Genomic DNA, 23428 nt, shown 5'->3' on the forward strand with positions numbered 1-23428 from the left:
TCGTGGTTTTGCCAGCGCTAGGATCAACGAGGAGATAGGACCGCTTAGCACCAAGACACTGCTCAATAAGAATGGCTTCAGGGCCAACATTATTCTCAAGAGAGAGCTGGTTTATAGCCCCATAACCTCTGAATGAGGCTGACACAATCGAAATCCGGCTCATAGATTTCTTGCATGGCCTGCTCGTAGAGAAGATCCAATTCTTCTTGCGTAGCCACGCCCTGTCTTAGCAGAAAGGGATCAACCAGCTTGAGCATAGTTCTCCAGTTGTCGCAGGCTGATTCGTGAGCAGGGGTTCCGGCTGAGCAATTGAGTACATATGCCTGCTGTTCAAGTCTTTCAAAGCCAGCTTGCTTAAGTAAGCGTGGTTGGGCTGCCAGCAGACCGAAGGAGATGCCAAGCGGACTGAAACAGTAGCCGGCCTGACGCATGGCATTAGTCATCAGCAGCTGGCGTTGTTGCAGGGCGGGGCTATTGGAGAGCCCGGCGTTATCGCCCTCTACACAACATAAAATTCCACCGGGACGTAATAGACGCAGACATTCCTTAAGGAGGGCTGGCCAATCAGTAGTGCGCATTAAAGCGACTAAAAAGCGAGCGTGAATCAGATCAAAGGAGGCGTCGGGAAAAGCTAGCGGTTGATGCACATCCATCACATGGAAATTGACATTGCCTTGCTCGCGTTCTTGAACACTGATTTTTGCATAGCTGATCATAATGCGGCTGATATCTATTCCGGTGACCTGACAGGCCGGCAGCAGCTTTCCCAGGCCTAGAGCCCACTCCCCGGGCCACAGCCTAGATCCAGCACGCTTGTTGGCTCTGGGATTTCTTGCGGTAACAGACCCATGCACTGCGTTACCTGTCGCGCTTGCTTAATGAGACGAGCCATTTCTGCCATATTTTCGGCATCAGTAACATAGGATGAAGATTGTTCCATGTAGAGCCTCCCTTACCTCATTGCCCGTTTTTGGGATTACACCTCTTTCCCAATCTATCTGGACTATTTGCCGCTGGGATTGCTTCCATACTCTAACATATCGTATCATCTCTGTCTATATATTGTCGTTCTCCGGCTCCTATTCGCACTACGAGAAAAGTTGTCAGATTCCAGGAAGTATGCTTGATAAAGTAGAAGAAGTATGCTACGCTAAAAAAAGCTCAAAAAGTAGTGGCTTATTTTCTAGAGAAAAATAGTGTTTTGAGGCTGCTGGATGACGTGCTAAGTGTAAAAGGAAAAACGTATGAGCACAGATGTTACAATCAGAGGTTATAGGATAAAAGATCAAGAGCAGATAAAACAGTGCATTATAGAGCTACAAGAATTTGAACGCGGCCTGGAGGCAGACCGTATAGAGGGCGAGCGTATTGTCGAACGCAACTTTCAAGAAATGCAAGAGGCGCATCTGCACGACGAAAGCAGGATATTTGTCGCCGAAGTAGCTGAGAAAGTTGTCGGTTTTATCAACGTCAGACCGGTGCATAGTGATCAGACCTATCTTTCCTCCCTTGTGGAGTACGTGTATATATCAGACATTGTTGTATTGCAAGCGTATAGGGAGCGTGGGATTGGAGCTCGGCTTTTGCAGAGGGCCGAAGAATTTGCCAGGCAGAAAGGGATCAGCGTTCTACAGATCGAAGCTCTGGCCAGAAATCAACAGGCGCTCGATGTCTATCAGCGCGCCGGTTTCAGGCCCTATGAAATTATGTTGCTCAAACAAATTACATGATGTAAAGCTGACAACTTCCAGGGCCGCACGAAATGTCCAGGGATGTGAAGAATGCTCTGGGAATACGATAGGTTCTCATTGTGGCTGTGGTTCCCGCTTACCGGCAACATGATAATAGTAGGGATCGCTCTCTGCTATAGATCCGCTGCGAATCGTCTGGCCGCTGGCCGCCGCTTTATAGATGCAAGTAATGAGCTCGAGCGTTGGGCGCACGGCAAGCGTGCTTGCTACGGGCTGCTCTTTCCTATCCATGCTCTCTAGCAATGCGGCGAGCTGGGCCGCATGGGAAGCGACGACCTCTCCAGGGATGCTGCTGTGTTCCTGAGATCCTGGCTCAATGACGTGGTAGCGCCAATCCTGATTAGTATAGCTATACAGAGCCCGCAGATCAACAGTTGCTTGCTGTAAATCCAGGCGTAGGTAGCTCTCCTGGCGAGGCGACAAAACGCTATTGACAATGCTTCCTAGCGTTCCTTGCTTAAAACGCACCACTGCCATAGAAACATCTTCGACCTCAATCGCCCGATCAAGCGTATCTGCCATAGCGCAGACCTCATCCCAGTCACCAAGCAGCCAGACGAAAAGATCCATGAGATGGATTCCATGTCCCATCGTCGGGCCTCCTCCCTCTGTTGCCCATTTGCCGCGCCAGGGAACCTCAAAATAGGCCTGGTCCCGATACCAGGTGGTCTGGCAAATGCCCACGAGCGGACGACCCAGGGTGCGGGTCTGGATCAGGTGCCGGAGATGCTTTGCTCCCGAGCCAAAGCGCCACTGGAAGACGCTGCTGCAATAGATACCGTGCTGTTTCTCTATGCGAGCAATATGATCCAGCTCAGCGAGAGAGGTGCAGAGCGGCTTTTCGCATAAAACCCATGCACCGGCCTCCAGGCAACGAAGGGCCAGGCTATAGTGCGTCGCCGGGGGTGTGGCGATCTGGACTAGATCAGGTTTCTCAGCCTCAAGCATCTCCGTCACATCTGTATAGAGTCGAGGAATATTATACTGATCGCAAAAGCTTGCGCCCCTGGCGCGATCAATTTCTACTGCCGCGATAACCTTTACACGATCCCTCAGCTCCTGGCAGGCCTGCATGTGGCTCCCGGCAATTCCACCGGTACCGACAATCGCTACTCGATAGCGCTCCATATATCTATGCTCCTCTCTCGCTTTTTTCTTGAGGTTACTCGATAATATATATGTGAGCTCGCCATATCTTCTACGACTTCAGCAACAATCCCTACCTGTTATAAGGGCGATTACATATTTATTGCTACATATAACATGTAAATCTCATCCTAGTCAACCCTTTCACTCGTGAGGATCTCAATTATTAGTCTTGCACTTCTTTTGTTAAAAAAAGCATTTTGCTATACCAATATATTAAATCAATTGTAGATTTATAAGTGCCGGCAAGGCCTATCTCTGTCTCTTCGTATAGCTATGATGATGAGCATTATGAAAGGTGAGAGAAGTGATATTGTATTGTTAGGGATTATAGAATCTCTAGGAGAGTCAGTCCTCCCTCTGTGAACAAGCGGGCCCATAAATTGGTGCTGCGCTTGCCTGGTGTTTGGCACTTCCCCTCGCTGAAAAAAAGCTCTAAACTATAATAAGCAGAACTCATTGAGTGACTGCAAAATACTGTTGAGCGGGCCGATCCTTTCTCTTTTTGGCTTGCTTGTCTATACATAGGTTGTATTCATTTGTGCCGGAAGGATGTGCGAGGTAAAAAGCAAACTCCTTCTGGTCATCTCAGAGCTTTTTGAGTAGAGGTTATTCTTTTGCTAGCAGATCAATTCGACGCATTTTTCTTTGATATGGATGGCGTTATTTATGTAGGACGCCAGGTACTTGCTCATGTGATCCCCTCCTTAGAGCGCCTGCGCTCGTTGGGCAAGTCAATTCGCTTTCTTACCAATAATCCCTGCCCAACGCGTGATGGTTTGATCAGCCGTTTACAGCATATGGGCATTGAGGCATATAAAGAGGAGATGTTTACATCAAGCTGGGCCACCTGTCTCTACCTGCAGCAACAAGGTATTCGTAAGGTCTATCCAATTGGCAGCGCTGATATGTTGCTTGAGATGGCCGAGCTAGGAATAAGCGCGACAAATGAAGATCCTGAAGCGGTAGTGGTGGGTTGCGAATCAGATATCGATTATGAGCAGCTTAAATGGGCTACGCGCTTTATCCGTCAGGGGGTTCATTTTGTGGCTACGATGGTGGATGCCTGGTTTCCTGACGAGGGTGGACCATCTCCTGCGACAGGGGCGGTAATCTCCGCATTGCAGACCTCAACAGAGCGCTTTCCGCTGATTATTGGGAAGCCGGCGCCTACTATGTTCCATGAGGCACAACTAGGCCTACCTCATATTGATAAGTCGCGCATTTTGATGATTGGTGATAATCCAATGAGCGATATTCTGGGGGCCCATCGTGCGGGCCTGACGGCTATGATGATCTCTCAACTGAGCGAAGGGACACGGCTTTATCCGGGAGCTCACGATCTACGTCAGCCTGATGGCTATATTCCGAATCTGGCTGCGCTCTTTGACCCGGATTATACGGTACGCAAATGGGAACCAGTTTCGTATGACTGGCCGCAACGTGTAGTTCCAGCTGTGGCAGCTATTGTACGCAATAGTGATGGTGAGGTGCTGCTCTTACGGCGAGAGGGTGAAGCCTGGCAAGTGCCGTTGGGCATGGTGGGACCGGGTGAGACGGTAGAGGAGGCGGTGTGTCGAGAGGTGGAGATGCAAACGGGGCTGCAGGTGAGCGTACAGAGGCTGTGTGGGCTCTATTCAGAGCCAGAGACGCAGGTGATGACGCTGCCTTCCGGTGAGGTGGTACATGGTATCGTGAATTGCTTTATCTGTGAGGTAGTGAGGAAGCGGAGCGCGCCGCCGGCGGAAACATCATTGAGATTTGCCGATCCGCAGAATCCGCCAGAACCTTTCAGTAGGCAACAGCGCCACTGGTTAAGCGATATGCTGAGCCAGAATGTTGTTGTGCGCTAAATACTATAGTTTGCCAGGCGGAACGCTGTTGGTATGAGCTTGCCTTGAGAAAGGCTTTAGCTGGCAAAACAATGGATTGCCTGCCGGAATTTTATGGGGGCAATCCGAAAACTATCTTCTAGCGCAGTCAGAAGATCAGTAGCACAGACATGCTGCTCTTATCCTCGGCTTCCTGGTGCTGAAAAGTGGGTAGCCAGCGTGGAATGCTGCGCAAATAGCTCTGGTAACTTTTTAATATCTTTTGCTTGCATTGACTTCTCACCTATCGCAAAACCATACTGCACAATAGTAGAACTTATCCATCCTTACAGCGGTTTTCTCCAGGTATTCTTTTTGCTTTCCTTGTTTCATGAATATAGCTGCATAATTACATGAATATTTATGTATTGTTATATATGAGTAAGTCAGTATACACTCAAGGCAGAAGTACAAAAGCAGCTTATAATATCAAATCAGGTTGAAAAGCGATGACAAGGGTTCCAGGGATCTCTCCTAGCCTGCTTTGGGGTATTCCCAAAAAAATCAGTATTTCAACTGATTTGATGTAAATGCTGCTAGAAGACGAATAAGCTATAGAATTGGAATGAGCAGAAGGAACAGCTATGGATATTCAGGAAGTGATCTTACAAACGCCGCAACTTGCCAGGCAGAAAGTATTCTATCAGAACATTCTTGGCCTACCGATGGTGGCTGAGACAAATGATTCCATTACGCTTCAAGCTGGGGCAACTCTCCTACATTTTAAGGAAGTGGAGGCGGAGAGCCTCTACCACATAGCCTTTGCGATTCCGCGCAACGCATTTATTCAGGCAAAAGCCTGGGTACGTGAACGCATCCCTTTGCTGCCTATTACAAAGTCTTTGCCTGTGCTCCCCGCCGATTCGCCGCTCCGCGTGCAGGGAAAGAAGGGTGAAGATGAAGTCTACTTTCCGGTTGTCAGGGCGCGCTCTTTCTACTGCCTTGATGCTGCTAACAATATTCTCAAGTTCATTGTATATGAAGATCTGGAGCAAGAAATTTCTGGACCTTTTGGGGCATCTTCGATACTCAGCGTAAGCGAGATTGGCCTGCCGGCCGAGGATGTACTTGATGTGGCAAGGCAGCTACAAGAGCAGGTGGGGCTTGAGCCCTATCCGCTTTCGCGTCCAGCGAGTAGAGATTTCGCCTATCTTGGTGATGCTCACGGGCAATTGGTAATCGTCAGGACTGGCCATGCCTGGATGCCTACAGAGACAGTACTGGCCTCTATTGCTCCTGTGCATCTTACAATTAGCGGCCGACAGGAGCAAGAGCTTCAACTCTCGCCTTATCCTTACGCCATCAGGGTAAATTCGCGCAAAAATTAGCAGATAAATCATCAGAATAGGGCTGGTAAAGTCCTCCATGAGCCATCCACCTGAGATAGCTCATGGGGGGCGAGACTAGTATGTATCTCTTCTCTTAGTAAAAAGAGAAGAGATATAGCCTGCCTCAGAAGGTTCGGCAGATATCGAAGATACAGGTGTTATCCGTTGTCACAATAAAAACTTCTTCAGGTTCCTGTTTCTCAATGCGTATATCTAACTCGAACTGATCCCTTTCCTGATCTTCTTGCGGCGTTAACTGAAACGGAATACGCGTTTCCATAGCAACCTCCTTGTTGATATTGAAAAACCGGCACTGTTTCGAAAGAACAGACATACATCTGTATCTTCTTATTATACACGATTGGAAATACACAACTTCCCAAAGAGGCGAAGATCTGTCGTTGGACTCGTAGGAAAGGCTAAGAAAACTCTGCCGACCAAGCTCCTTTGGCCAATAGATTACTTTCGAGAGACACGTGGCTCCAGGCAGAAACCTCTATGTTTCTGATCCATCTGAATTAGCTCCTGGAAGATTGGCCCTCCTTGTCCTCAGCCACCACATAACTACGGCTGCGCTTACCCCCAGCAGGACCGGTCCATAGGCAAAAGCATAGTAACAGAACCAGATAGGTGTAGTATTTAAGGCTTCAATAGCCGGGATATAGCTTAACACAGCCGTGCAGGTAAAGGACCAGCCTGCCAATACAGCTATTTTTTTGCCTGACCCGCCCGCTTCAGTTGTTGTGTTGCTTAGCGCGATGGCAATCCAGGGCACGATGGTCGTCACGTACCAGGGAAATACATGCGGCAGCATTGCTACCACAAGCCCAAGCAGAATCAGGGTAGCCGTCTCCGGCTCAATCCTTCTCACATTCTGCAAGAAGAGTAAAAGCAAGGCTGCACCACCCAGCACACCTCCGTCAACTATATGTTCTAGAGAGAGAATACTCGCTTCTTTAAGCTGTAATCCATAGCTGATCCAGCGCACACCTAATTGGATAGGACCAGCGTTCGATCCTTGCTGATTTGCGAAGGAAAGAAAGAAGCCAAGGGCTCGGCCATGACCAAGGATCAGGAATGGAACATATCCCAGTAAGATTGTTAGCGCGCAGGCGCACATAAGGCGCCAATCACGACGCTGTACGACAGCGGCAAGCAATATCAGTGGGTAGAGCTTGGAGAGCGTGGCCATGCCAAGCATGATACCTGCCAGGATACGCATAGAAGATCTGTTGCTGCTGGCGCAAAGCAGGGTTAGTACAGTAAACATAACTACTAATACATCGACATGCCCCTCGACGGCAAATTCAACCAGGGGCAAGGGACACCAGGCATAGATAACTGCTTTGCGCGGATCGAGCTGTTTACGTATAAGCAGCAGAGCCAGAGCCAGGCTGGTGGCGAGATCGCAGACGAGAAAGACGGTTTTTAAACCAAGTAAGCTGGTTGAAGAAAGTAGATATCCCAGCAGGAAGAAGCCCTGGGCACCTGGAGGATAATTGGTAACCAGGTTGCGATAGCGGCTCTGCTCGAAGAGTATATTTCTCAGCGGGATGAGAATCTGGTCTCCAGGAGCATAGATATAGGGGCTGTAGCCGTGGATTGTGGCATGTGCATCCCATAAGTAGCGCCAGGCATCGCGCGAGAGCCCGGCTGGCAAGGAGAGCAGCTGCAAATGAAAGATGAGCGTGCCAAGAAAAATAATAGCTAGCTCGGCCCATTTTCCATTGCCTGTAAGCGGCCTGGTTCTTACGATCCAGATACATACCGCAAAATAAGGGAGAAAGCAGATGATCCAGCCGAGCAAGAATGGGGAAAATGGTGTATCTGGCTGGGGAGCAAGAATTCGCAAGAGAGTATATAGGAGCATAAAAACCAGCGCCGCCAAGGTGAGCAAGCATAAGCGCCGCAGAGAACTACGCTTTTTAGTGATCAAATTCCTAAAAGTAATATTTATTATCATATACGTGCACTTTCTATTTAAATAGTATTATATCTATATTAAATGTAAAAGAAGGGATATGTGAGATAGTTATCTCTGATCCCTCCGCCTCCGCAGGCTACACTCTCATCACAAGAAGTTTGACAAAACACTATCTTAAGAAGCGTGTTTGCACGGGAAAGGTTAAAAAGGCAACCAGTACAAAAATGGCAATGGGAAAAGGAAAGATATGATGAGCATCCTCAATATTTAGAACTATAGAAGATTTTCAGGCCCATATCTTGTATGATTTATGACACATCTGAGACAGAAAGTCAAGTAATTTGCATATTTATGGTAAGAAAAACAATTAATGCACATTGTTTAAATATTGTCAGGAAAAGTTCAAATGGTGTCAGAGTTAATGAGATTATGCTGGATTTCTTACTATGAAAGATATATAATAGATTTAAATGATATAAATAGAATGAGAGAGTTTTATAGTTGAGAGCGTGTATGACCACTGGTGCCGGGGAAGGGGAGAAAACAATTTGGGAGACAGGACCTCAGGGAAATGGTAAAATCTTCAGGGAAAGATGATGGGCATAAATGAGCTTTTGCGGATTATCAAATAATATCTGGGGAAATGAAAAGAGTCTCTATGGAGAGAAAGCGGCTAAGAGCGTCGGTTATTGCTTCTGGTGAATGGTTTAAGGATCGCGATCCATACGCGTGGAAGCTGACGAGGCAACGTGTTCTGCAGAGAGATCAATATACCTGTACCTACTGTCGCCTGGTATGCCATAAATTTATGCAAGTGAATCATATTGGCGCCGAGGATAACCACAAGCTGGATAATCTGGAGACGGTTTGCCCGGCCTGTCATAGCGTGATGCACCTCGGAATAAATGCGCTGGAAGGGCACATAACTATCTTTGATTGTAAGCCGGAAGTCACGAATATGGCGGCTATTGTCTGCGTGACGCGTGCGTTAGTGGCGAAGAAATTGGCCTGGCCGGAGATTGAGCGGCATATCTATGAACAGTTTGCCTTGCTCGATGGCACGCTTTACGATGCCCGGCAGACTCTAGTTTTTGCTGATCGGATGCTTGCCTCCATTCCTGAAGGCGCTTTTCGCGGATACCTGGTGGAGGGAAAAGCTGTGATGTTTCATGAGGCAGAAGCCTGGAATGGATACCCGGAAGCTATTTGGCGCTGGCAATGCCTGCCTGGAAGCCATTATCAGAAAGCTTGAGGGATGATCGCCACAAAAAAGCAAGATGCGGGAAGCTAGCGTCTCAGGGCCTCTTGTCGATATTGTGTGCTCAGCTTGTTGAAAACAGCCGGCGATAGTGATAGAGTTAAGTCGAGCTCATTTACTCCTCGTTTGCTCGAAAGGATGAGAAATTCCCAGCAGGAGACAAGAGAGCCCAGCATGCATCTTAACTGAGAAGGAGACTTTTCGATGGCCGAGCCAGATTTGCTGGTGACCAAATTTACCATTCCACCTGTTCGTTCAGCACTACTGCGCCGCCCACATCTGCTCGCGCTTCTCGATCAGAGCACCTCGGTTCCCTTGACCCTGATATCGGCACCGGCAGGCTTTGGCAAAACTACCCTTCTCTCAGCCTGGGCGGGTCAGTGTACCAGCCAGGTTGCCTGGTTCATGCTGGATGAGCAAGACAATGATCCCGCACGTTTCTGGGCCTATGTCATTGCCGCGCTCAGGAAAGCCGGCGCTGCGGTAGGAGAGACTACCCTTGCGATGCTGCATTCTCCGCAGCCGGCGACGCTTTCTAGCGCCTTGACAGTGCTGCTCAACGAACTGGCAGCTCAGGCAAAGGATACGGCCCTGATCCTTGATGACTATCAGCTGATTCGTGAAGCTGCAATTCATGAATCATTGCAATTTGTACTCGCCCATCTTCCTGCCAACCTGCATCTACTTCTGGGAACGCGGGCCGATCCTCAGCTTCCACTGGCGCGTTTGCGCGCGCGCGGACAGGTTATTGAGATTCGCGAGGGAGATCTACGCCTGCGCGAAGAAGAAGCTGCCGGTTTTTTTAGTAAGGTCATGGGCCTCTCACTTACCCCGGAGGAGGTTGCGCGACTGGAGCAACGCACTGAAGGCTGGATCGCTGGCCTACAACTGGCGGCTCTCTCTCTGCGCAAGCATACTGATGTTTCGACGTTTCTGCGAAACTTTAGCGGTAGCCAGCGCTTTTTACTGGAGTATATACAGGAAGAGATTCTGGCCCCTCTACCGCAGGCGCAGGAGCGCTTTCTGCTCCATACTTCGGTACTTACCAGAATGAATGCCGAGATCTGCCAGGCCTTGACGGGTGAACTGGCAAGTCAGCAAATGCTAGAGGAGCTTGAACGGGCCAATCTCTTTCTCATATCGCTTGATGAAGAGCAAAGCTGGTATCGTCTACATACGCTCTTACGCGAAGTGTTGCTGACGCGCTTACAAGTAAAGGAGCCCGAAGAGTTCAGAAGATTACACCGAGAGGCTGCACTTTGGTATCAGCGCCAGGACTGGCCCCACGAGGCTATCCCGCATGCTCTGGCTACGCAGGACTTCATGTTTGTGGCTGATCTACTGGAGGGTTGGGTTGAGCGTTTGTATCTGCGCGGAGAATTTAAAACGCTGCTCTCCTGGGTTAAAATGCTTCCCGAAGATGTTCTACGCGCTCATCCTTTCCTGGCTACCAGCTACATTATGACCTTCAATATGCTCTTTCCGTTCTCTCATCAAATGCCAGAGGAAAGAGTATATACGCGTCGGCTTCAGGAGGCAATGGAGCAGCTGATGCAGCACCCGACTACTCTCAACCCACAGAAACAAGAGCTTCTGCTCCAGCGTATGAGAATTCTCCGGGGCTGGAACTTGCTAACGCGCGCGCTCTCAGATGGAGAGACCGAGCGCCTGGAAGGTACCCTCGAACTGCTAAAGGATCAGTGCTTGGATGATGGTCTTATGTGGCGATTGCAAGCTGAGGGCAGTACTGCTGTGGCAGCCCGCCTGCTCGGAAATTTTCCTCTGATGATCTCTCTCATAGAGGAGGGGCGAAAGACCTGGATGGCCGAGAATCGCTATCTGCAGGTCCAGTATCTCTGGGGATTGATTGCCGCCTATATTGCATTAGGGCAGCTCAGACAGGCTCAGGACCGCTGCGAGGTTCTTCAGCAATTGATCGCTACCCTGGGCATTCAGGCTCCGCTGGCAGCGTATCCAGACTTATTTCGAGCCCAGCTTGCCTATGCAGGGAATCAGCTGGAGGTTGCGAAAAGTGCTGCCTTGAGCGCTATTGAAAAGACGGGCCCCTTACAATTCATGGATATTCTGATGGGTGCTTATGAGGTCAGAGTGCGCTGTTACCTGGCTGAAGGCGATCTGGCGGCCGCAAGGCAAGCCCTACAAGAGATGGAAAACGCGCATCGGCTTGATAGCATTCCGCTTTTTCGACCTTGGATCGAGAGTCTCCAGGTCCAGCTCTGGCTTGCACAAGGCGATTTAGCGCGGGCTGGAGACTGGGCCGCGCACACATCCTATCTTCATGGGCAGAAATTTTACTCTAGCCGTGAAAGCGCCTATCTGGCGCACACCCGCGTTTACCTGGCGCAAAAGAAGTACTCACTGGCTTTAGAGCGGCTGGCTGCCTTGCAAAGCTCTGCCGAGCAATTTTCGCGCATGGGAAGTGTGATCTCCATTCTTGCCTTGAAAGTCAATGCTTTACAGGCTTCAGGAGCTGACGAAGAAGCGCAACAGATGCTCCTTCGTCTACTCAGCCTGGCTGAGCCTGAAGGGTTCATACGCGTCTTTCTCGATGCTGGAGAGCCGATGCAACAGGCACTGCAAGCATTCCTTAAGACTACACACACACCTCAAAACGATTCGCCCATTTCATTGGCGCTCATCGCTTATGCCCGTACCGTGCTCACTGCCTTTGGACAAGAGTCGGCTCAAGTGGTGCTTGAAGAGATGAGCGTTCCTAGCTCCAAATCACCTTCCTTGCAAACTGCACAGCCGCCTTTGGAAGTGCTTACCCCACGCGAGCAACAAGTGCTGCTCCTGCTCGCGCAAGGGGCTTCTAATCGCGAGATTGCCGATGAGCTAGTAGTCTCGCTGGCCACTGCCAAGAAACATGTAGCCAGCATCCTCAGTAAGCTGGGGGCCGAGAATCGCACCCAGGCCATTGCTCATGCCCGCTCGCGCGCGCTGCTCTAATGCTCAGAAACTCACCTTTCGCTAGATTGAGCTGGAGCTAATATCCGCCGAAAGGGATGGTAGCCAAAAGGCTACTACCCTCCTACCTGCGTGCGCTCCGCAAGTGTCCTTTGAAAGTATCCTTTGGATGACTGTATTTCGCTCGTTGAGAGGGTATTATCTGCACAGATGAAACGTTACCGAACGGAGCACAAGAGTATGAGATACGTCATCAGGGTAAAAGGGCACCTTAGTGCTTTCTGGCAAGATTGGTTTGAGGATCTTTCGATTACGCATGAAACTAATGGCACAACTGTTATCTCTGGCTTTATTCGTGATCGGGCGGCGCTCTATGGCGTTCTCTTCAAAATGTGCGATCTGGGGCTGGTGCTACTCTCGCTTGAAGCCCAAGAGCCTGAGAAGCCAGCAGGCGAATGATCTGTACTCATCACGAAGAACCTTACGTGCTTTTCTCTCACGAACTATGCAATATTCTCTTTAGATTTATAAGGATTAGGAGCAGAAATGAACACATCATTACAACCTTCTGACAGTAAAAATATGGCCCCTGTCTTGATTGTTGGCGGAGGATTAGTTGGGCTTTCAACTTCCCTCTTCCTTTCCTTTCATGGCATTTCCTCGCTGCTAGTTGAGCGCCATCCGGGAACTGCAATCCATCCGCGGGCAACGGGCTTTACGCCGCGTACCATGGAGTTCTTTCGACGGCTTGGAATTGAAGATGATATCCATAAAGTTGAGCCACCTTTCTTGCAGGGAGGCAATGTGCTACTTGTCGATAGCCTGGTGGGCCAGGAGTTTGATCGTTTGCAGGAAGACGTTAGCTCCTTGTTTAACAATGCTGACAGCGCTGCACGCGGCAGTGCTATCGCTCAGGATGTACTGGAGCCAGTGCTGCGTGCGCATGCTGAACAGCTCGGCGGGGATCTGCGCTTTAGTACGGAACTGCTTGCCTTTGCACAGGATGAAGAGGGCATTACTGCCACGCTGTGTGAGCGCGAGAGCAAGCATACATACACGGTACGTGCTCAGTATATGGTAGATGCATCTGGCAGTAAGAGCTCAGTTCGTCAGCAACTTGGCATCGGCCAGCATGGCATAGGCAGTATGGGGCATTTCATCAGCATGATCTTTGAGGCAGATTTGATGAAGGTCTTCCAGGAGCGGCACGCGATTATGTGTTTCCTTAGTAACGAGCAGATTGCGGCTGGAGCGCTTGTTCCCTACGCGGGCTCTTCTTTCCGACCTAATGTTTTTCGCCTGGATGTCGGCTATGAAGCGGAAGAAGAAAGCCTGGCTGACTATCCTGAAGAGCGTTGCCTGCAGCTAATCAGGGCTGCAGTTGGTATTCCTGATCTGGCGATCACGCTCAAGGCGAAGCTGACCTGGGAAATGAATGCCCTGGTTGCTGATCAATGGAAGCAGGGACGCGTTATGCTGGTGGGCGATGCGGCGCGTACACAACCACCTAGCGGTGGCCTGGGCGCGAATACAGGCATTGCTGAGGCCTATAACCTGGCCTGGAAGTTAGCCGCGGTTCTGCGTGGTGAGGCCGGGGAGGCCCTGCTCACTACCTATGATGCGGAGAGACGTCCGCTGGCTGACTACACGACCGAGCAGATGGCCTTGCTCTCGCAGCAGCGTCAGAACGAGGGCTCAGCCGGAATTACCGTAGATCCTGCGGTCGTTAATGGCGGCTTTCGCTATGGTGCTGGCGCCTTTGTGTGGGAAGCTGGCGAGGAGCAACTTCCCCAGGCACTTCCTGCAAATCAGTGGAAAGGCACGCCGGGAACTCATGGCATGCACCTGCTGCTCGAACGGCAGGGCAAACCAGTCTCTACTCAGGATCTTTTCGGCCCCAACTTTGTGCTCCTCGCCGGCCCACAGGGTGAGCTCTGGAAGGAGGCGCTTCAGGAGCTAAAAGCTGAAGAGCGGCTTCCGGTAGATAGCTATCAGGTTGGTGGCGAAGAGGCTGATCTCATCGATGTGGAAAACAGGTTCTGCGAGGCATATGGAATCACTACCACCGGTGTTGTCCTCGTCAGGCCCGATGGCTTTATTGGCTGGCGTAGCAAAGAGGCTGCCGAGAATAAGCAGGCAGCCAGGCAAATTTTGCAACAGACTTTTTCTACACTGCTCTGCCGCTAAATCTAAACATAAAGATAGAAAGGTAAATTACTATGACGGCCTTTGAATATAGCGAGACCCTTGAATATTCTTCAGCATCTGTTTTTGCGCTTCTTACTGATCTTGACGCGCGGCCCGCGTGGATAAAAGGTATTCTGGAAGTTCGCGTGACTCCTCCCGGGCCTGCACAGCTGGGAACCAGCTACTTCGAAGCTGGCAAGTATTCAGGATATAAGAGCGAGAAGACGCTCCGGGTTGTCGAGTTTGAGCAAGATCGCCTGCTAGCCCTGGAAACTGAGGCCTCAACGCCAAACTCATTTCGTGAGAGCTATCGCCTTGAAGCGCTCTCTGAGGGATCATGTCGACTGGTTCTCACGGCTGAGATTGGTAACGTTCCGAAAGTCGCAGAGTTCTTTATGAAGCAAGAGATGAAGAAGACGCAGCCTCAGAACGTGGCGCGGCTCAAGTCTCTTCTGGCTAGCCGGAGCTCGCAGGCGCGCTAAATACGACCTGATGCTCAAGTGATCCCTGGGAAAATCTCGCATTTTCCCTCTAAAGATAGCATTCAAAGGAATATTGTCATCTCGACTCGAAGCTAGGCATTCTGGAGTTGGGATGGCAATGTTGCCTACGAAGCTCAACCCTTTTTTCTTACAGCTTGCACGCGCTATGCTCGAATGGAAGTTAAAATTAGGAAAGAGATAGCAAAAATGTCTTCAAATACATCAACACTGTCGAGGGCGCAGGGCAGTAGCAGCCGTCCTTCGCCCTCGACCCTGACAATTATCATGGTTGCTTTGTTGCTCACGGCCTTTCTGGAAGCGCTAGATAATCTGATTGTCACGCCCGCTCTGCCACGTATGGCCAGCAGCTTGCAAGGGCTGGATCAATATACCTGGGTCGTGACCGCATACTTATTAGCAGCAACCGCAACGATACCCGTGGCTGGCAAGCTCTCGGATCAGTTTGGACGTAAGCGCTTTCTGCTTGGGGGAATTATTCTTTTCCTGCTGGGTTCGGGACTGGCCGGCATTTCTCAGACGATGGAGCAGCTCATCCTCTTTCGCGCTTTGCAAGGGCTGGGCACAGGTATTGGCATCGGGCTGGTAGCTATCGTTGTTGGGGACATCTTTCCTCCGGAGCAGCGAGCAAGCAGGCAGGGTTTGCTTGGCATTGTCTTTGGCATTTCGCAGCTGTGTGGCCCGACGATAGGCGGCTGGCTTACTGATCATGGCCCGCTCATCACTGGCTTTGTCACCGAGAACACGCGCTGGCGCTGGCTGTTCTATCTGAATTTGCCTATTGGCTTAATTGCTTTGCTTCTGCTTGTCATCTTTCTGCCCAGCCGTTTTTATGTGCAGCAAGGCGAGTCGGGGGGCCAGCAAGCTACTTCTGGGCGCATTGATTGGATAGGGGCGGGACTGCTCGTCGTGGCGACCTGCAGCCTCTTGTTTGGGCTCTCTCTTGAAAGCGGATGGACATCTCCGCAGGTCATTGTACTGCTGCTGGCCGCCGGGTTTTTCTATATTCTCTTTCTTATAGCCGAGCGTAAAGCTGTTGAGCCAATTATTCCCCTTGCCCTGTTTCGTCAGCCCGTCTTCGCCGTCAATGCTCTGCTTGCGCTTGTTCAGGGCATGATTCTTATTGGGGTCTTCATTCCACTCACCTTGTTTCTGCAAGGTATCCTGGCGCTCTCGCCGACCGGGACAGGAGCCCTATTCACTGCTCTCTCGGTTAGCTTGTCGATAGGGGCGACACTGGCGGGAGCCGCGATTTCTCGGCTCAAGCGCTATCAGCTGACTGCTATTGTGGGGTCGGCCATCATGACGCTGGGCATCTTTCTACTTATGTGTATGGGGCAAGAGAGCAACCTCTTTCTGGTTGGTCTGGCTCTGGTTCTGATCGGTCTTGGGGCTGGCTCCTTCTTTGCCATCCAGATGGTTGTGGCGCAAAATACTATCCTGCAGTCGCAGCTAGGAGTAGGAACTGGCGTGGTTCGCTATCTCAGCCAGCTTGGCCTGACACTAGGAGCGGCTTTAATGGGTGTTGTCGTAAATGGAGCCTTCGCGCAACATGCGCAAACATCTCTCCAGGCCACGGCCTCAGCCAGGCTCCAACTTGCCGGGATGCTGCAGAATGGCTTTGCATTGGTGCTGATACTTAGCGTGATAACCCTGCTGGCAACCTTCTTCCTGAAGGACATGCCTGCTGAGAGAACGACAAGACATAAGCAGGATAGGCACTCAACCATCCAGTGAGTGCTTACTAATAAAGTATCCAGGTATTCTCCAGGTGAGCTTGTTAACGCCAGGCTCAGGACAGGCGTATTGGCTGGGCTCTTTTGAGCAGGCATGGAAAGCTTACTAAGTGGAATTGCCCGGAGCCCAGGTGTCTAGAAGTATTGAGATAGCTCTTCCAGCTCAGGAGGTTGGGAAAATCAGTTGCGGCTGAGATAGATCATTATTATCAACAATAACGTCTGCCTTTTCGCGTGGGCGGGCAAGCTGGTAATAGAGACGTTGGCCAGGCTGGTAGCGTTTCAGGTAGCGTGCCCGAACCTCCTCGGCAGAGCCAAAGAGCTGCAAATCGCGTTGCAAGGCACGTTGCAAAGCCAGCTCCATCTTCACATCCACAAAGATTCGATAATCCCACTGATCGATAAGTCCGGGGCGCAAAAGAAATACTCCATCAAAGAGCAGTACTGCATTCTCTGGTGCCTTCTCTATGGGCGTTTCCAATGGTGCATCATCACGAAAATCGAAGACAGCGCGCCGATATAGCCTGTTTCCTTGTGGCCCGAGTGGCTGTAGCAGCGCCTTGCGCAAAGAAGCATAATCAAACGAATCTTCGAAATATCCTTCGGGCGAGTCAGGTCCGCGCTGGTGCCGAATCCTGCGGGGTTGATGGAAGCCATCAATCGAAGCTCGAATCACTGGCCTCTTTAGAGCTTCAATCCATGGCACTAGCTCATCTGCTAACGTCGTCTTGCCTGAAGCATCGATACCATCCAAGGCAACCCGCTGCGGACGTATATCAGGAAGCTCGACAAGTTGCGTGCTCAATCGATGGAGAAGTTGTTCTCTTCTCATAGGTTTTCCTCGTTTACTAGCTTGAGGTGCGGTTGCGGTGATTCCTTGGAATCCCAAACGTCAGAAAAATCGCTCCTGTTTGCCTCCGACCTGGACCAAAGAAGAGTTGGGCACATACAGTGGCATTGAACGCTTCTTTGGTCGCATCTTCCTCTTCTTTCAATTGCTGCCTTAGATGCCAACACGCAGGTCGTCCCGATCTCATCCGCTCCCCTACGCGTGTCTTAGCTCATACGTAGGAGGGTTTCTGAGCTTGGTGATGCCCTCTCTTTTGCGAAAAATGACGGGCACCCACTTCCCTTCCTGGATGAGCATTCCATGGATTGCGCAATCTGCAGGTTCTTCTTCCGCTGAGTCTGCCCGCACGTTCGCAATCATCTTTCCCACCTCCCATCGGCCTGAGCCAATGCAACCTGGCGCAGGCCCGCAGCGCGCATTTTGCCAGCAGCCTGCAGCGCTCCAACTTTGGCGCGATTCGTCTGTGACCAGTGGCTTCTTGGGCCGCGTGGAGTAAACTTTTGCAGCCAGTATTGTGCATCATATGAAGCCGCCTGGCCATCGATCCACCCGTAACAGAGCGCGCCTTCGACCGCTTCTGCGTAGGTGATGGAGGAAAGCGCAACGCCTTTTTTGGCCAGCTTGACCCACACTCCTCTGGCCTCACCGTGATGCTGCTCCAACCATGTCTCCCAGTCCTGCTGCGTTGCAAAGGCGAGCGTCGGATAGATATCACCGCTTTTCATATCGCTTTCTCCTCTCTCGGCTTAATGTGGGAAGCTACCGCGTGATTTGAAGAGCTCCAGAGCATAGCCATCGGGGGCCGTGAAGAGAGCGACGCGGGCAAATCCTGCCGGATGATCGTGCGGGGCAGCGAGTGAGGGAGCGCCGCGTTTGACGAGATCGGCATAGGTTGCCTCAAGATCATCGACCTCGAAGACTACGACGCCACGAAAGCCTTCCTGCACAACCGTGAGTTGGGGAGCGCCAACCGAGGCCGCGAAATAGTCGGCTCTGAGCAGTTCCAGGCGCACATTGCCCGCGTCCAGTTCCGCGTAGGTATTGTTCTCGTCTCGAAAGATGGTGGGGAGACCCACAAGCTCGTGCCAGAAGTGAAAAGAGGCTGGGAAATCGTTGACCAGCAGGCGAAAATCGTTAAGTTTCATCTTCTTCTCCTTTGTGTCCCTGTTTCTGTCGTGTTTGGTTTCCTTGATAGACATAGTATACTCTCAAAGGAGGACAGAAGCCGCCCTTGTTTATTCTCCTCATTCCACTTCGAAGTGGCTCGCATCCGTAAGGAGAACGCGGCGCAATGGTGCGTGCTGGGAACCGAGCAGTCCGCTCCGAGCGTGCATCATCCGGCGAGGCGTGCATCTCTTGAGATTGCAAAACTTTGACTTCCACCCGATCATTTCCACAGAAGAGCGAAAAACCCTTCAACAGTGTATATCAGATCAGGACGATCAAGCCGATAGGCCCGTTTCCCCAGTTTTTCGTGTTAGGAAATGCTCTCGTGAGCGCTAAATAGAACAAGTTGAGCCAGATACTGTTTGAGTGCATTTCAGATGTCTCTCTGTACCGAACGCTATTCCTGAAAAAACTTTGTTATTCGTCAGACAGAAGTATAGCATATTGTTCATATCTACTTCAGTTCAATATAAAATTGTGTGATGTTTGCATTGCAAGCATCATTAGCGACAAGTCTGCTTCGGGTTGAATATATGACGCTCAATTTCATGGGCTAAGTGCTGAGCTAAACGGAGGCCTGTTTCAGACTGCACTTCGAGGAATGACATGCTTGACAGGGAATAGAGGGGGTGGTACGCTGAGCCAACTTCAGGTGAAGCTGGGACCTCGGGCTGGCAACGCCTCGTGAGATTGCTGTGGGATGTTCTCAGCCCAGTCAATGAAGCCAGGCAAATGAGGAAGAGGTAAAAGAAATGATGCTTGCCAGCCGTTGAGGCAAAACGGAAAAGAAAGGGTGCGGCCCGTGTTCTACCGATGAACGGCATCCGGGTCGCAGAAAAGCATGAAGGTAATTGTAATTGGAACGGGTTTTGTTGGCCTCACTCATGCAGCTGTTTGCTCAGAGTATGGCCACGAGGTCTACGCCTATGATATTGATCGCGAGCGCATTGCTGCCTACCAGACCGGTCAACGTCAGGAAATCGAGCGTTATGTCAATGAGCCGGAACTGGCTGCGATTGTGCAAGAGCGCCTTGCGCGTTCGCTCTTCTTCTGCAATGAACTGGCTCCAATCATTGAAGGGGTTGAGGTTATCTTTTTGTGCGTACCTACTCCAGCTGGACTCGATGGCGCTACAGACCTGAGCAGCTATCTTGCTGCGGTCAGCGTGCTGGCTCCGCTACTGGCTCAGCGCCGCGATGCGGGGCGGGTGGTCATTGTGAATAAAAGTACCGTTCCCGTTGGTACCGCGCGCTCTTTGGCCCAGATCTTGCAAGAATATCAGGTGCCCAACGTAGGCGTAGCTTCCAACCCAGAATTTTTGCCTGAAGGGGATGCTGTGGAGAAGTCACGCCGGCCCGATCGCGTGCTCATTGGAGCCGATGATCAGCAGGATTTTCAATTGCTGCGCCTTCTCTATTCACAATTTGTGCATCATGTGCGCATTCGCTATATCGAGACGACTCCAGAAACGGCGGAAGCAAGCAAATATGTAGCTAATAGCCTTCTCTTCACGGCAATTTCTTTTTGGAATGGAGTTGCCGCCCGTCTTGCCGAGACAGATGAAAAGATCCGTCTCGATGAGCTCAGAATGGCCGTTACTGCGGATAGCCGGATCAGCCCCTGGGGATCGTATGTTTCCAATGGCGCAGGAGGGTCGTGCTTTGGCAAGGATATTCAATCCTTGATACGCCAACTCCGTACCGGAGGGCAGCAGACGCCTTTGCTCGATTCGGTCTATGCGATCAACGAAGAGCAGAAAACGTACCTGCTTGAGCGCGCGGAGCAGCAAGGCATTTCTTTTCAGGGAAAAACTGTGGCCCTGGTCGGCTTAGCCTTTAAGCAGCGCACCAACGATATTCGGGATGCATCCTCACTCGCCCTCATCGAGGCCCTCTTACAGAGAGGGGTTAGCGCAATCAGGACGTATGATCCAATGGCCCTCAATAATGCGCGGCGCATGTTTACTCCTGAAAAGAATCCGCTCTATAGCAAGATCTCTTACCATGAATCGGCCCAGGAAGCTTTGCAGGGAAGCCATGCGGTCTGCATTTCTACAGACTGGCAGGAATTTCGCGGGCTCTCGCGCACGATCAGACAAACGGTTTCTCCCCCATACGTTATCCTGGATGGGCGCCGAATGTTGCCTGATGCCGCCGAGCTAGTGCGGGCCGGCTATGACTATGTGGCTGTCGGGTCGGTGTATTTACAGGCACAAGAGCAAAAAGCTGAAGAGCAATAAGAAGCACAATATCCTGTAATTGAAACTTCGCCCATGTTTTGCCTCAAGGCGTAGGCGCGAGCACTCATGAGGTGGCTCAGGCGCAGCCGATGGAAGCGGGATTATCCTAATTTCATCGGCTGAAAGCAGCTAAAGCATGCGACAAATCTCTCAATGAGAATATCTTGCGCAACTGAGCTGGAAAAACTTACTTCTCATAAGGAGTCGAGAGCGCATAGAGTTCCCAGGCGATGCCATCAGGATCGTAGAAGCTGATGTACTGGTCGTGGGTCTCGGGATCTTCCTCAATCCCATTGTTACGAACCCCAGCTTTGTCGAAATCGCGCTTGAGGTCTGCTAAAAGGCCTGGTGTTTCCACAGCCAGGGCCAGGTGATCGAGTCCCACCCGAAATGGGTTGAAGCGATCATAAATGGCAGAATCGGCATCTATCTCGTAGAATGTGACAAGTATGCCAGCGACGTTGACTAAGATCCCTCCATCGGTTTCCCTAAGCAACTGGCACCCAAGCGTCTGTACATAGAATTGTTTCGTGCGTGCGAGATTGGTCACTCTGAGTCCTAGGTGACTTAAGCCATTGGCGTTCAACTGCATAACTGCTACTTTCCCTTCTACTCAGATTCAGGTGAGATAAAAAATGCAAGCCCATTGTAACATATTTGTCATGGCGGCCGCTGGCGCGAGCCCCTTTCAGGATAGAACACAATAACCCGATATCTTCTGTATCGCATTCAGCATACCGTCGCGCGTGCATAAAGTGTGCAAGTCACAAGTCATGGTTTCGCTACGTGTACATCTTAACGAAGGCTATCTAGTTCGTAGAAATTGTTGTCTACAGCTTCACCCACAAGGCGAAGCGATCTTTCGAAGTAAGTCTTGTCTCAACGATGGAAAGAAGCCAGGCAATGTCGCACGCTGCTACCAACATTTCACACATTCCCAGGCCGCATCGCAGTAGTCTTGTTGCTATTACCGCGGCTATCATTGGGGTTATTTATGGCTATGATCTTGGCAACATCTCTGGAGCCCTATTGTTTATTCCTGCTCAACTTCACCTTGGAACCTTTCAGGTGGAGTCGGTAACAACCGTCGTCGTCGTAGGCGAAATTGTTGGCGCTCTGCTCGGCGGTCCGCTGGCCAACGCCATTGGTCGAAAGCTGGTGATGGTCATCGTTGCGTTCTCGTACGCCGTTTTTGCTATCCTCAGCGCTTTAGCTATGAGCCTGCTCTGGTTGGATGTGACACGTTTCCTGCTCGGCATTACGATTGGCTTATCGATTGTCGTAACCCCTATCTTTGTCGCAGAATCCGTGCCCGCCAGGGTGCGCGGCCGTTTGGTTGTGATGTACCAGCTGGCAACTGTGGCCGGCATTATGATTGCTTACTTTATTGACTATGCCCTTGCCTTTGGAGCGCAGTGGCGCCTTATGTTGGGATTAGCTGCTCTGCCAGCCATTATCGTCGGCTTCCTGCTTTTACCCTTGCCCGATACGCCGCGCTGGTATCTTATGAAGGGAAGGCGCGAGCAAGCGCGGGAAGCACTACAGCAGATCGAATCGGAGGCTATGGTTGAGAAAGAGATGAGCGATTTTGAGGTAGGTATCAGGAGCGAGCGCGGTGGACGAGTGATTGATATGTTGCGGCCTCCCTATCTTCGCGCGACAATCTTTGTAGTGATCCTTGGCTTTCTGGTTCAGATTACTGGTATCAATGCTGTAGTCTTTTACAGTCCTCTCATCTTCAAGGCCATGGGTTTTCAGGGTAACTTTGCGCTGCTGATCCTGCCCGGAATCGTCCAGGTGGCCTCGTTCATTGCCACAATAGGCTCGCTCTTTATCGTGGATCGGCTGGGCAGACGGCCAACCCTGCTTACCGGGATTGGCGTGATGATTCTAGCTGGCATTCTCATGGCCGTCGTCTTTAGCTTTGGGGCGTTCAATGGAGCGCTATCCACCCTTGGTTTTGTTGGCATCCTCTTCTTCACGGCAGCCTTCAACTTTGGTTTTGGCTCTATGGTTTGGGTCTATGCCTCGGAGAGCTTCCCGGCACGCTTGCGCACCCTTGGATCTTCGACCATGTTGACGGCGGATCTTGTGGCCAATGTGATCATTGCCTCCTTCTTCCTGAGTGCTCTTACCTCCTTTGGCGGAATGGCTACTTTTATTGTCCTGGTTATCTTTGCCGTCATTGCCTGGCTGTTCGTCTGGTGGCTGGCTCCCGAGACGAAAGGGAGGCCACTTGAGGATATTCGCCTCTATTGGGAAAATGGGGCCAGATGGTTGGATGAGAGGCAAGAAGGATAAGAGTTTTGCCTGCTAAGAACTTGTCTTGTTCCAATGTCTAAGATGCATCGAGAGCTTAGGAAAGACGTAACGCTGAGAAAGAAACGCTACTGAACAAGTGGCGCAGGCAATTAGAGCCAGTAGTTATCTACTGGCTCAAGAATTTAGCGAGGAGCATGACCTTATAGTCCCGCAAGCGGCTGATGCCACTGAAGTAGTGGAACGTCCAGCCGAGAAACGCTGAATCCAGCGTCTTGAGGAGG

The 23428-nt window shown here is 50.9% G+C and carries 22 protein-coding genes; 13 read left to right on the top strand and 9 right to left on the bottom strand.

Annotated elements, in window-relative coordinates:
* Positions 1-95: 95 nt before the first annotated feature.
* Both EPA93_RS13295 and EPA93_RS48330 read right to left on the bottom strand, forming a co-directional pair.
* Positions 96-797 (bottom strand): class I SAM-dependent methyltransferase, encoded by a 702-nt coding sequence (locus tag EPA93_RS13295; protein ID WP_242527494.1) that lies wholly within the window; start codon positions 795-797, stop codon positions 96-98.
* A complete protein-coding gene (locus EPA93_RS48330; RefSeq protein WP_165423070.1) occupies positions 773-940 on the bottom strand; it encodes a hypothetical protein in 168 nt (55 codons plus the stop codon). Before EPA93_RS48330 ends, EPA93_RS13295 begins: the two co-directional genes overlap by 25 nt.
* 304 nt (positions 941-1244) lie before the next feature.
* Between EPA93_RS48330 and EPA93_RS13300 the strand changes: the two genes are divergently transcribed.
* The gene (locus EPA93_RS13300; protein ID WP_129887990.1) at positions 1245-1730 is read left to right on the top strand and encodes a GNAT family N-acetyltransferase; all 486 of its coding nucleotides are present in this window, start codon (positions 1245-1247) and stop codon (positions 1728-1730) included.
* Between the two features lie 75 nt (positions 1731-1805).
* Here EPA93_RS13300 and EPA93_RS13305 read toward each other — a convergent pair whose 3' ends face one another.
* Positions 1806-2879 (bottom strand): Gfo/Idh/MocA family protein, encoded by a 1074-nt coding sequence (locus EPA93_RS13305; protein ID WP_129887991.1) that lies wholly within the window; start codon positions 2877-2879, stop codon positions 1806-1808.
* Between the two features lie 635 nt (positions 2880-3514).
* Here EPA93_RS13305 and EPA93_RS13310 point away from each other — a divergent pair.
* Positions 3515-4750, top strand: coding sequence for an HAD-IIA family hydrolase (locus EPA93_RS13310; protein WP_129887992.1), 1236 nt, complete (start codon positions 3515-3517; stop codon positions 4748-4750).
* A gap of 602 nt (positions 4751-5352) precedes the next feature.
* A complete protein-coding gene (locus tag EPA93_RS13315; RefSeq protein WP_129887993.1) occupies positions 5353-6096 on the top strand; it encodes a VOC family protein in 744 nt (247 codons plus the stop codon).
* 124 nt (positions 6097-6220) lie between these two features.
* Here EPA93_RS13315 and EPA93_RS48335 read toward each other — a convergent pair whose 3' ends face one another.
* A complete protein-coding gene (locus tag EPA93_RS48335) occupies positions 6221-6376 on the bottom strand; it encodes a hypothetical protein (RefSeq protein WP_165423071.1) in 156 nt (51 codons plus the stop codon).
* A gap of 216 nt (positions 6377-6592) precedes the next feature.
* Positions 6593-7966 (bottom strand): glycosyltransferase 87 family protein, encoded by a 1374-nt coding sequence (locus EPA93_RS13320; RefSeq protein WP_165423072.1) that lies wholly within the window; start codon positions 7964-7966, stop codon positions 6593-6595.
* 712 nt (positions 7967-8678) lie between these two features.
* Between EPA93_RS13320 and EPA93_RS13325 the strand changes: the two genes are divergently transcribed.
* The 6 genes from EPA93_RS13325 (at position 8679) to EPA93_RS13350 (ending at position 16630) form a co-directional block, all read left to right on the top strand.
* A complete protein-coding gene (locus EPA93_RS13325) occupies positions 8679-9272 on the top strand; it encodes an HNH endonuclease (protein WP_129887995.1) in 594 nt (197 codons plus the stop codon).
* A 210-nt stretch (positions 9273-9482) separates the two neighbouring features.
* Positions 9483-12248 carry a winged helix-turn-helix domain-containing protein gene (locus EPA93_RS13330; protein WP_129887996.1) on the top strand — a complete coding sequence of 922 codons (2766 nt, stop codon included), beginning with the start codon at positions 9483-9485 and terminating at the stop codon, positions 12246-12248.
* A gap of 198 nt (positions 12249-12446) precedes the next feature.
* A complete protein-coding gene (locus EPA93_RS13335; RefSeq protein WP_129887997.1) occupies positions 12447-12665 on the top strand; it encodes a hypothetical protein in 219 nt (72 codons plus the stop codon).
* Positions 12666-12752: 87 nt separating this feature from the next.
* Positions 12753-14393, top strand: a complete 1641-nt coding sequence (locus EPA93_RS13340) for an FAD-dependent monooxygenase (protein WP_129887998.1) — start codon at positions 12753-12755, stop codon at positions 14391-14393.
* Positions 14394-14425: 32 nt separating this feature from the next.
* Entirely contained in the window at positions 14426-14875 is a 450-nt protein-coding gene (locus EPA93_RS13345; protein WP_129887999.1) for an SRPBCC family protein, read from the top strand.
* Positions 14876-15082: 207 nt separating this feature from the next.
* Positions 15083-16630 (top strand): MFS transporter, encoded by a 1548-nt coding sequence (locus tag EPA93_RS13350; protein ID WP_165423073.1) that lies wholly within the window; start codon positions 15083-15085, stop codon positions 16628-16630.
* 162 nt (positions 16631-16792) lie between these two features.
* On the opposite strand, the gene EPA93_RS13355 is transcribed toward EPA93_RS13350, so the two are convergent.
* Positions 16793-17461: a nucleoside/nucleotide kinase family protein gene (locus EPA93_RS13355; RefSeq protein ID WP_129888001.1), complete on the bottom strand. Its 669-nt coding sequence runs from the start codon at positions 17459-17461 to the stop codon at positions 16793-16795.
* A 37-nt stretch (positions 17462-17498) separates the two neighbouring features.
* On the opposite strand from EPA93_RS13355, the gene EPA93_RS48340 reads away from it, so the two are divergent.
* Positions 17499-17636 carry a hypothetical protein gene (locus EPA93_RS48340; protein WP_165423074.1) on the top strand — a complete coding sequence of 46 codons (138 nt, stop codon included), beginning with the start codon at positions 17499-17501 and terminating at the stop codon, positions 17634-17636.
* Positions 17637-17835: 199 nt separating this feature from the next.
* Here the strand turns inward: EPA93_RS48340 and EPA93_RS13360 are convergent, their stop codons facing one another.
* Complete coding sequence (locus EPA93_RS13360; RefSeq protein ID WP_129888002.1) at positions 17836-18204, bottom strand: YdeI/OmpD-associated family protein; 369 nt, start codon at positions 18202-18204, stop codon at positions 17836-17838.
* 21 nt (positions 18205-18225) lie between these two features.
* Positions 18226-18624: a VOC family protein gene (locus tag EPA93_RS13365; RefSeq protein WP_165423075.1), complete on the bottom strand. Its 399-nt coding sequence runs from the start codon at positions 18622-18624 to the stop codon at positions 18226-18228.
* Positions 18625-19487: 863 nt separating this feature from the next.
* Between EPA93_RS13365 and EPA93_RS13370 the strand changes: the two genes are divergently transcribed.
* Entirely contained in the window at positions 19488-20885 is a 1398-nt protein-coding gene (locus tag EPA93_RS13370) for a UDP-glucose dehydrogenase family protein (RefSeq protein ID WP_129888004.1), read from the top strand.
* A 187-nt stretch (positions 20886-21072) separates the two neighbouring features.
* Here EPA93_RS13370 and EPA93_RS13375 read toward each other — a convergent pair whose 3' ends face one another.
* Positions 21073-21477, bottom strand: coding sequence for a VOC family protein (locus tag EPA93_RS13375; RefSeq protein WP_129888005.1), 405 nt, complete (start codon positions 21475-21477; stop codon positions 21073-21075).
* A 311-nt stretch (positions 21478-21788) separates the two neighbouring features.
* Here EPA93_RS13375 and EPA93_RS13380 point away from each other — a divergent pair, with 311 nt between their 5' ends.
* The gene (locus tag EPA93_RS13380) at positions 21789-23186 is read left to right on the top strand and encodes a sugar porter family MFS transporter (RefSeq protein ID WP_129888006.1); all 1398 of its coding nucleotides are present in this window, start codon (positions 21789-21791) and stop codon (positions 23184-23186) included.
* A 97-nt stretch (positions 23187-23283) separates the two neighbouring features.
* Positions 23284-23409, top strand: a complete 126-nt coding sequence (locus EPA93_RS50305; RefSeq protein WP_277988888.1) for a hypothetical protein — start codon at positions 23284-23286, stop codon at positions 23407-23409.
* Positions 23410-23428 lie beyond the last annotated feature (19 nt).

Origin of the sequence: Ktedonosporobacter rubrisoli (genome assembly GCF_004208415.1) — a bacterium.
Taxonomy (GTDB): domain Bacteria; phylum Chloroflexota; class Ktedonobacteria; order Ktedonobacterales; family Ktedonobacteraceae; genus Ktedonosporobacter; species Ktedonosporobacter rubrisoli.

Bases quoted from the DNA above. Each gene is read 5' to 3' on its own strand.
- EPA93_RS48335 (WP_165423071.1), bottom strand. From the start codon at position 6,376: ATGGAAACGCGTATTCCGTTTCAGTTAACGCCGCAAGAAGATCAGGAA.
- EPA93_RS13325 (WP_129887995.1), top strand. From the start codon at position 8,679: ATGGAGAGAAAGCGGCTAAGAGCGTCGGTTATTGCTTCTGGTGAATGG.
- EPA93_RS13340 (WP_129887998.1), top strand. From the start codon at position 12,753: ATGAACACATCATTACAACCTTCTGACAGTAAAAATATGGCCCCTGTC.
- EPA93_RS13370 (WP_129888004.1), top strand. From the start codon at position 19,488: ATGAAGGTAATTGTAATTGGAACGGGTTTTGTTGGCCTCACTCATGCA.
- EPA93_RS13345 (WP_129887999.1), top strand. From the start codon at position 14,426: ATGACGGCCTTTGAATATAGCGAGACCCTTGAATATTCTTCAGCATCT.
- EPA93_RS13320 (WP_165423072.1), bottom strand. From the start codon at position 7,966: ATGCTCCTATATACTCTCTTGCGAATTCTTGCTCCCCAGCCAGATACA.
- EPA93_RS48330 (WP_165423070.1), bottom strand. From the start codon at position 940: ATGGAACAATCTTCATCCTATGTTACTGATGCCGAAAATATGGCAGAA.
- EPA93_RS13355 (WP_129888001.1), bottom strand. From the start codon at position 17,461: ATGAGAAGAGAACAACTTCTCCATCGATTGAGCACGCAACTTGTCGAG.
- EPA93_RS13305 (WP_129887991.1), bottom strand. From the start codon at position 2,879: ATGGAGCGCTATCGAGTAGCGATTGTCGGTACCGGTGGAATTGCCGGG.
- EPA93_RS13335 (WP_129887997.1), top strand. From the start codon at position 12,447: ATGAGATACGTCATCAGGGTAAAAGGGCACCTTAGTGCTTTCTGGCAA.
- EPA93_RS13360 (WP_129888002.1), bottom strand. From the start codon at position 18,204: ATGAAAAGCGGTGATATCTATCCGACGCTCGCCTTTGCAACGCAGCAG.
- EPA93_RS13380 (WP_129888006.1), top strand. From the start codon at position 21,789: ATGTCGCACGCTGCTACCAACATTTCACACATTCCCAGGCCGCATCGC.
- EPA93_RS13375 (WP_129888005.1), bottom strand. From the start codon at position 21,477: ATGCAGTTGAACGCCAATGGCTTAAGTCACCTAGGACTCAGAGTGACC.
- EPA93_RS13315 (WP_129887993.1), top strand. From the start codon at position 5,353: ATGGATATTCAGGAAGTGATCTTACAAACGCCGCAACTTGCCAGGCAG.
- EPA93_RS13300 (WP_129887990.1), top strand. From the start codon at position 1,245: ATGAGCACAGATGTTACAATCAGAGGTTATAGGATAAAAGATCAAGAG.
- EPA93_RS13365 (WP_165423075.1), bottom strand. From the start codon at position 18,624: ATGAAACTTAACGATTTTCGCCTGCTGGTCAACGATTTCCCAGCCTCT.
- EPA93_RS13350 (WP_165423073.1), top strand. From the start codon at position 15,083: ATGTCTTCAAATACATCAACACTGTCGAGGGCGCAGGGCAGTAGCAGC.
- EPA93_RS13330 (WP_129887996.1), top strand. From the start codon at position 9,483: ATGGCCGAGCCAGATTTGCTGGTGACCAAATTTACCATTCCACCTGTT.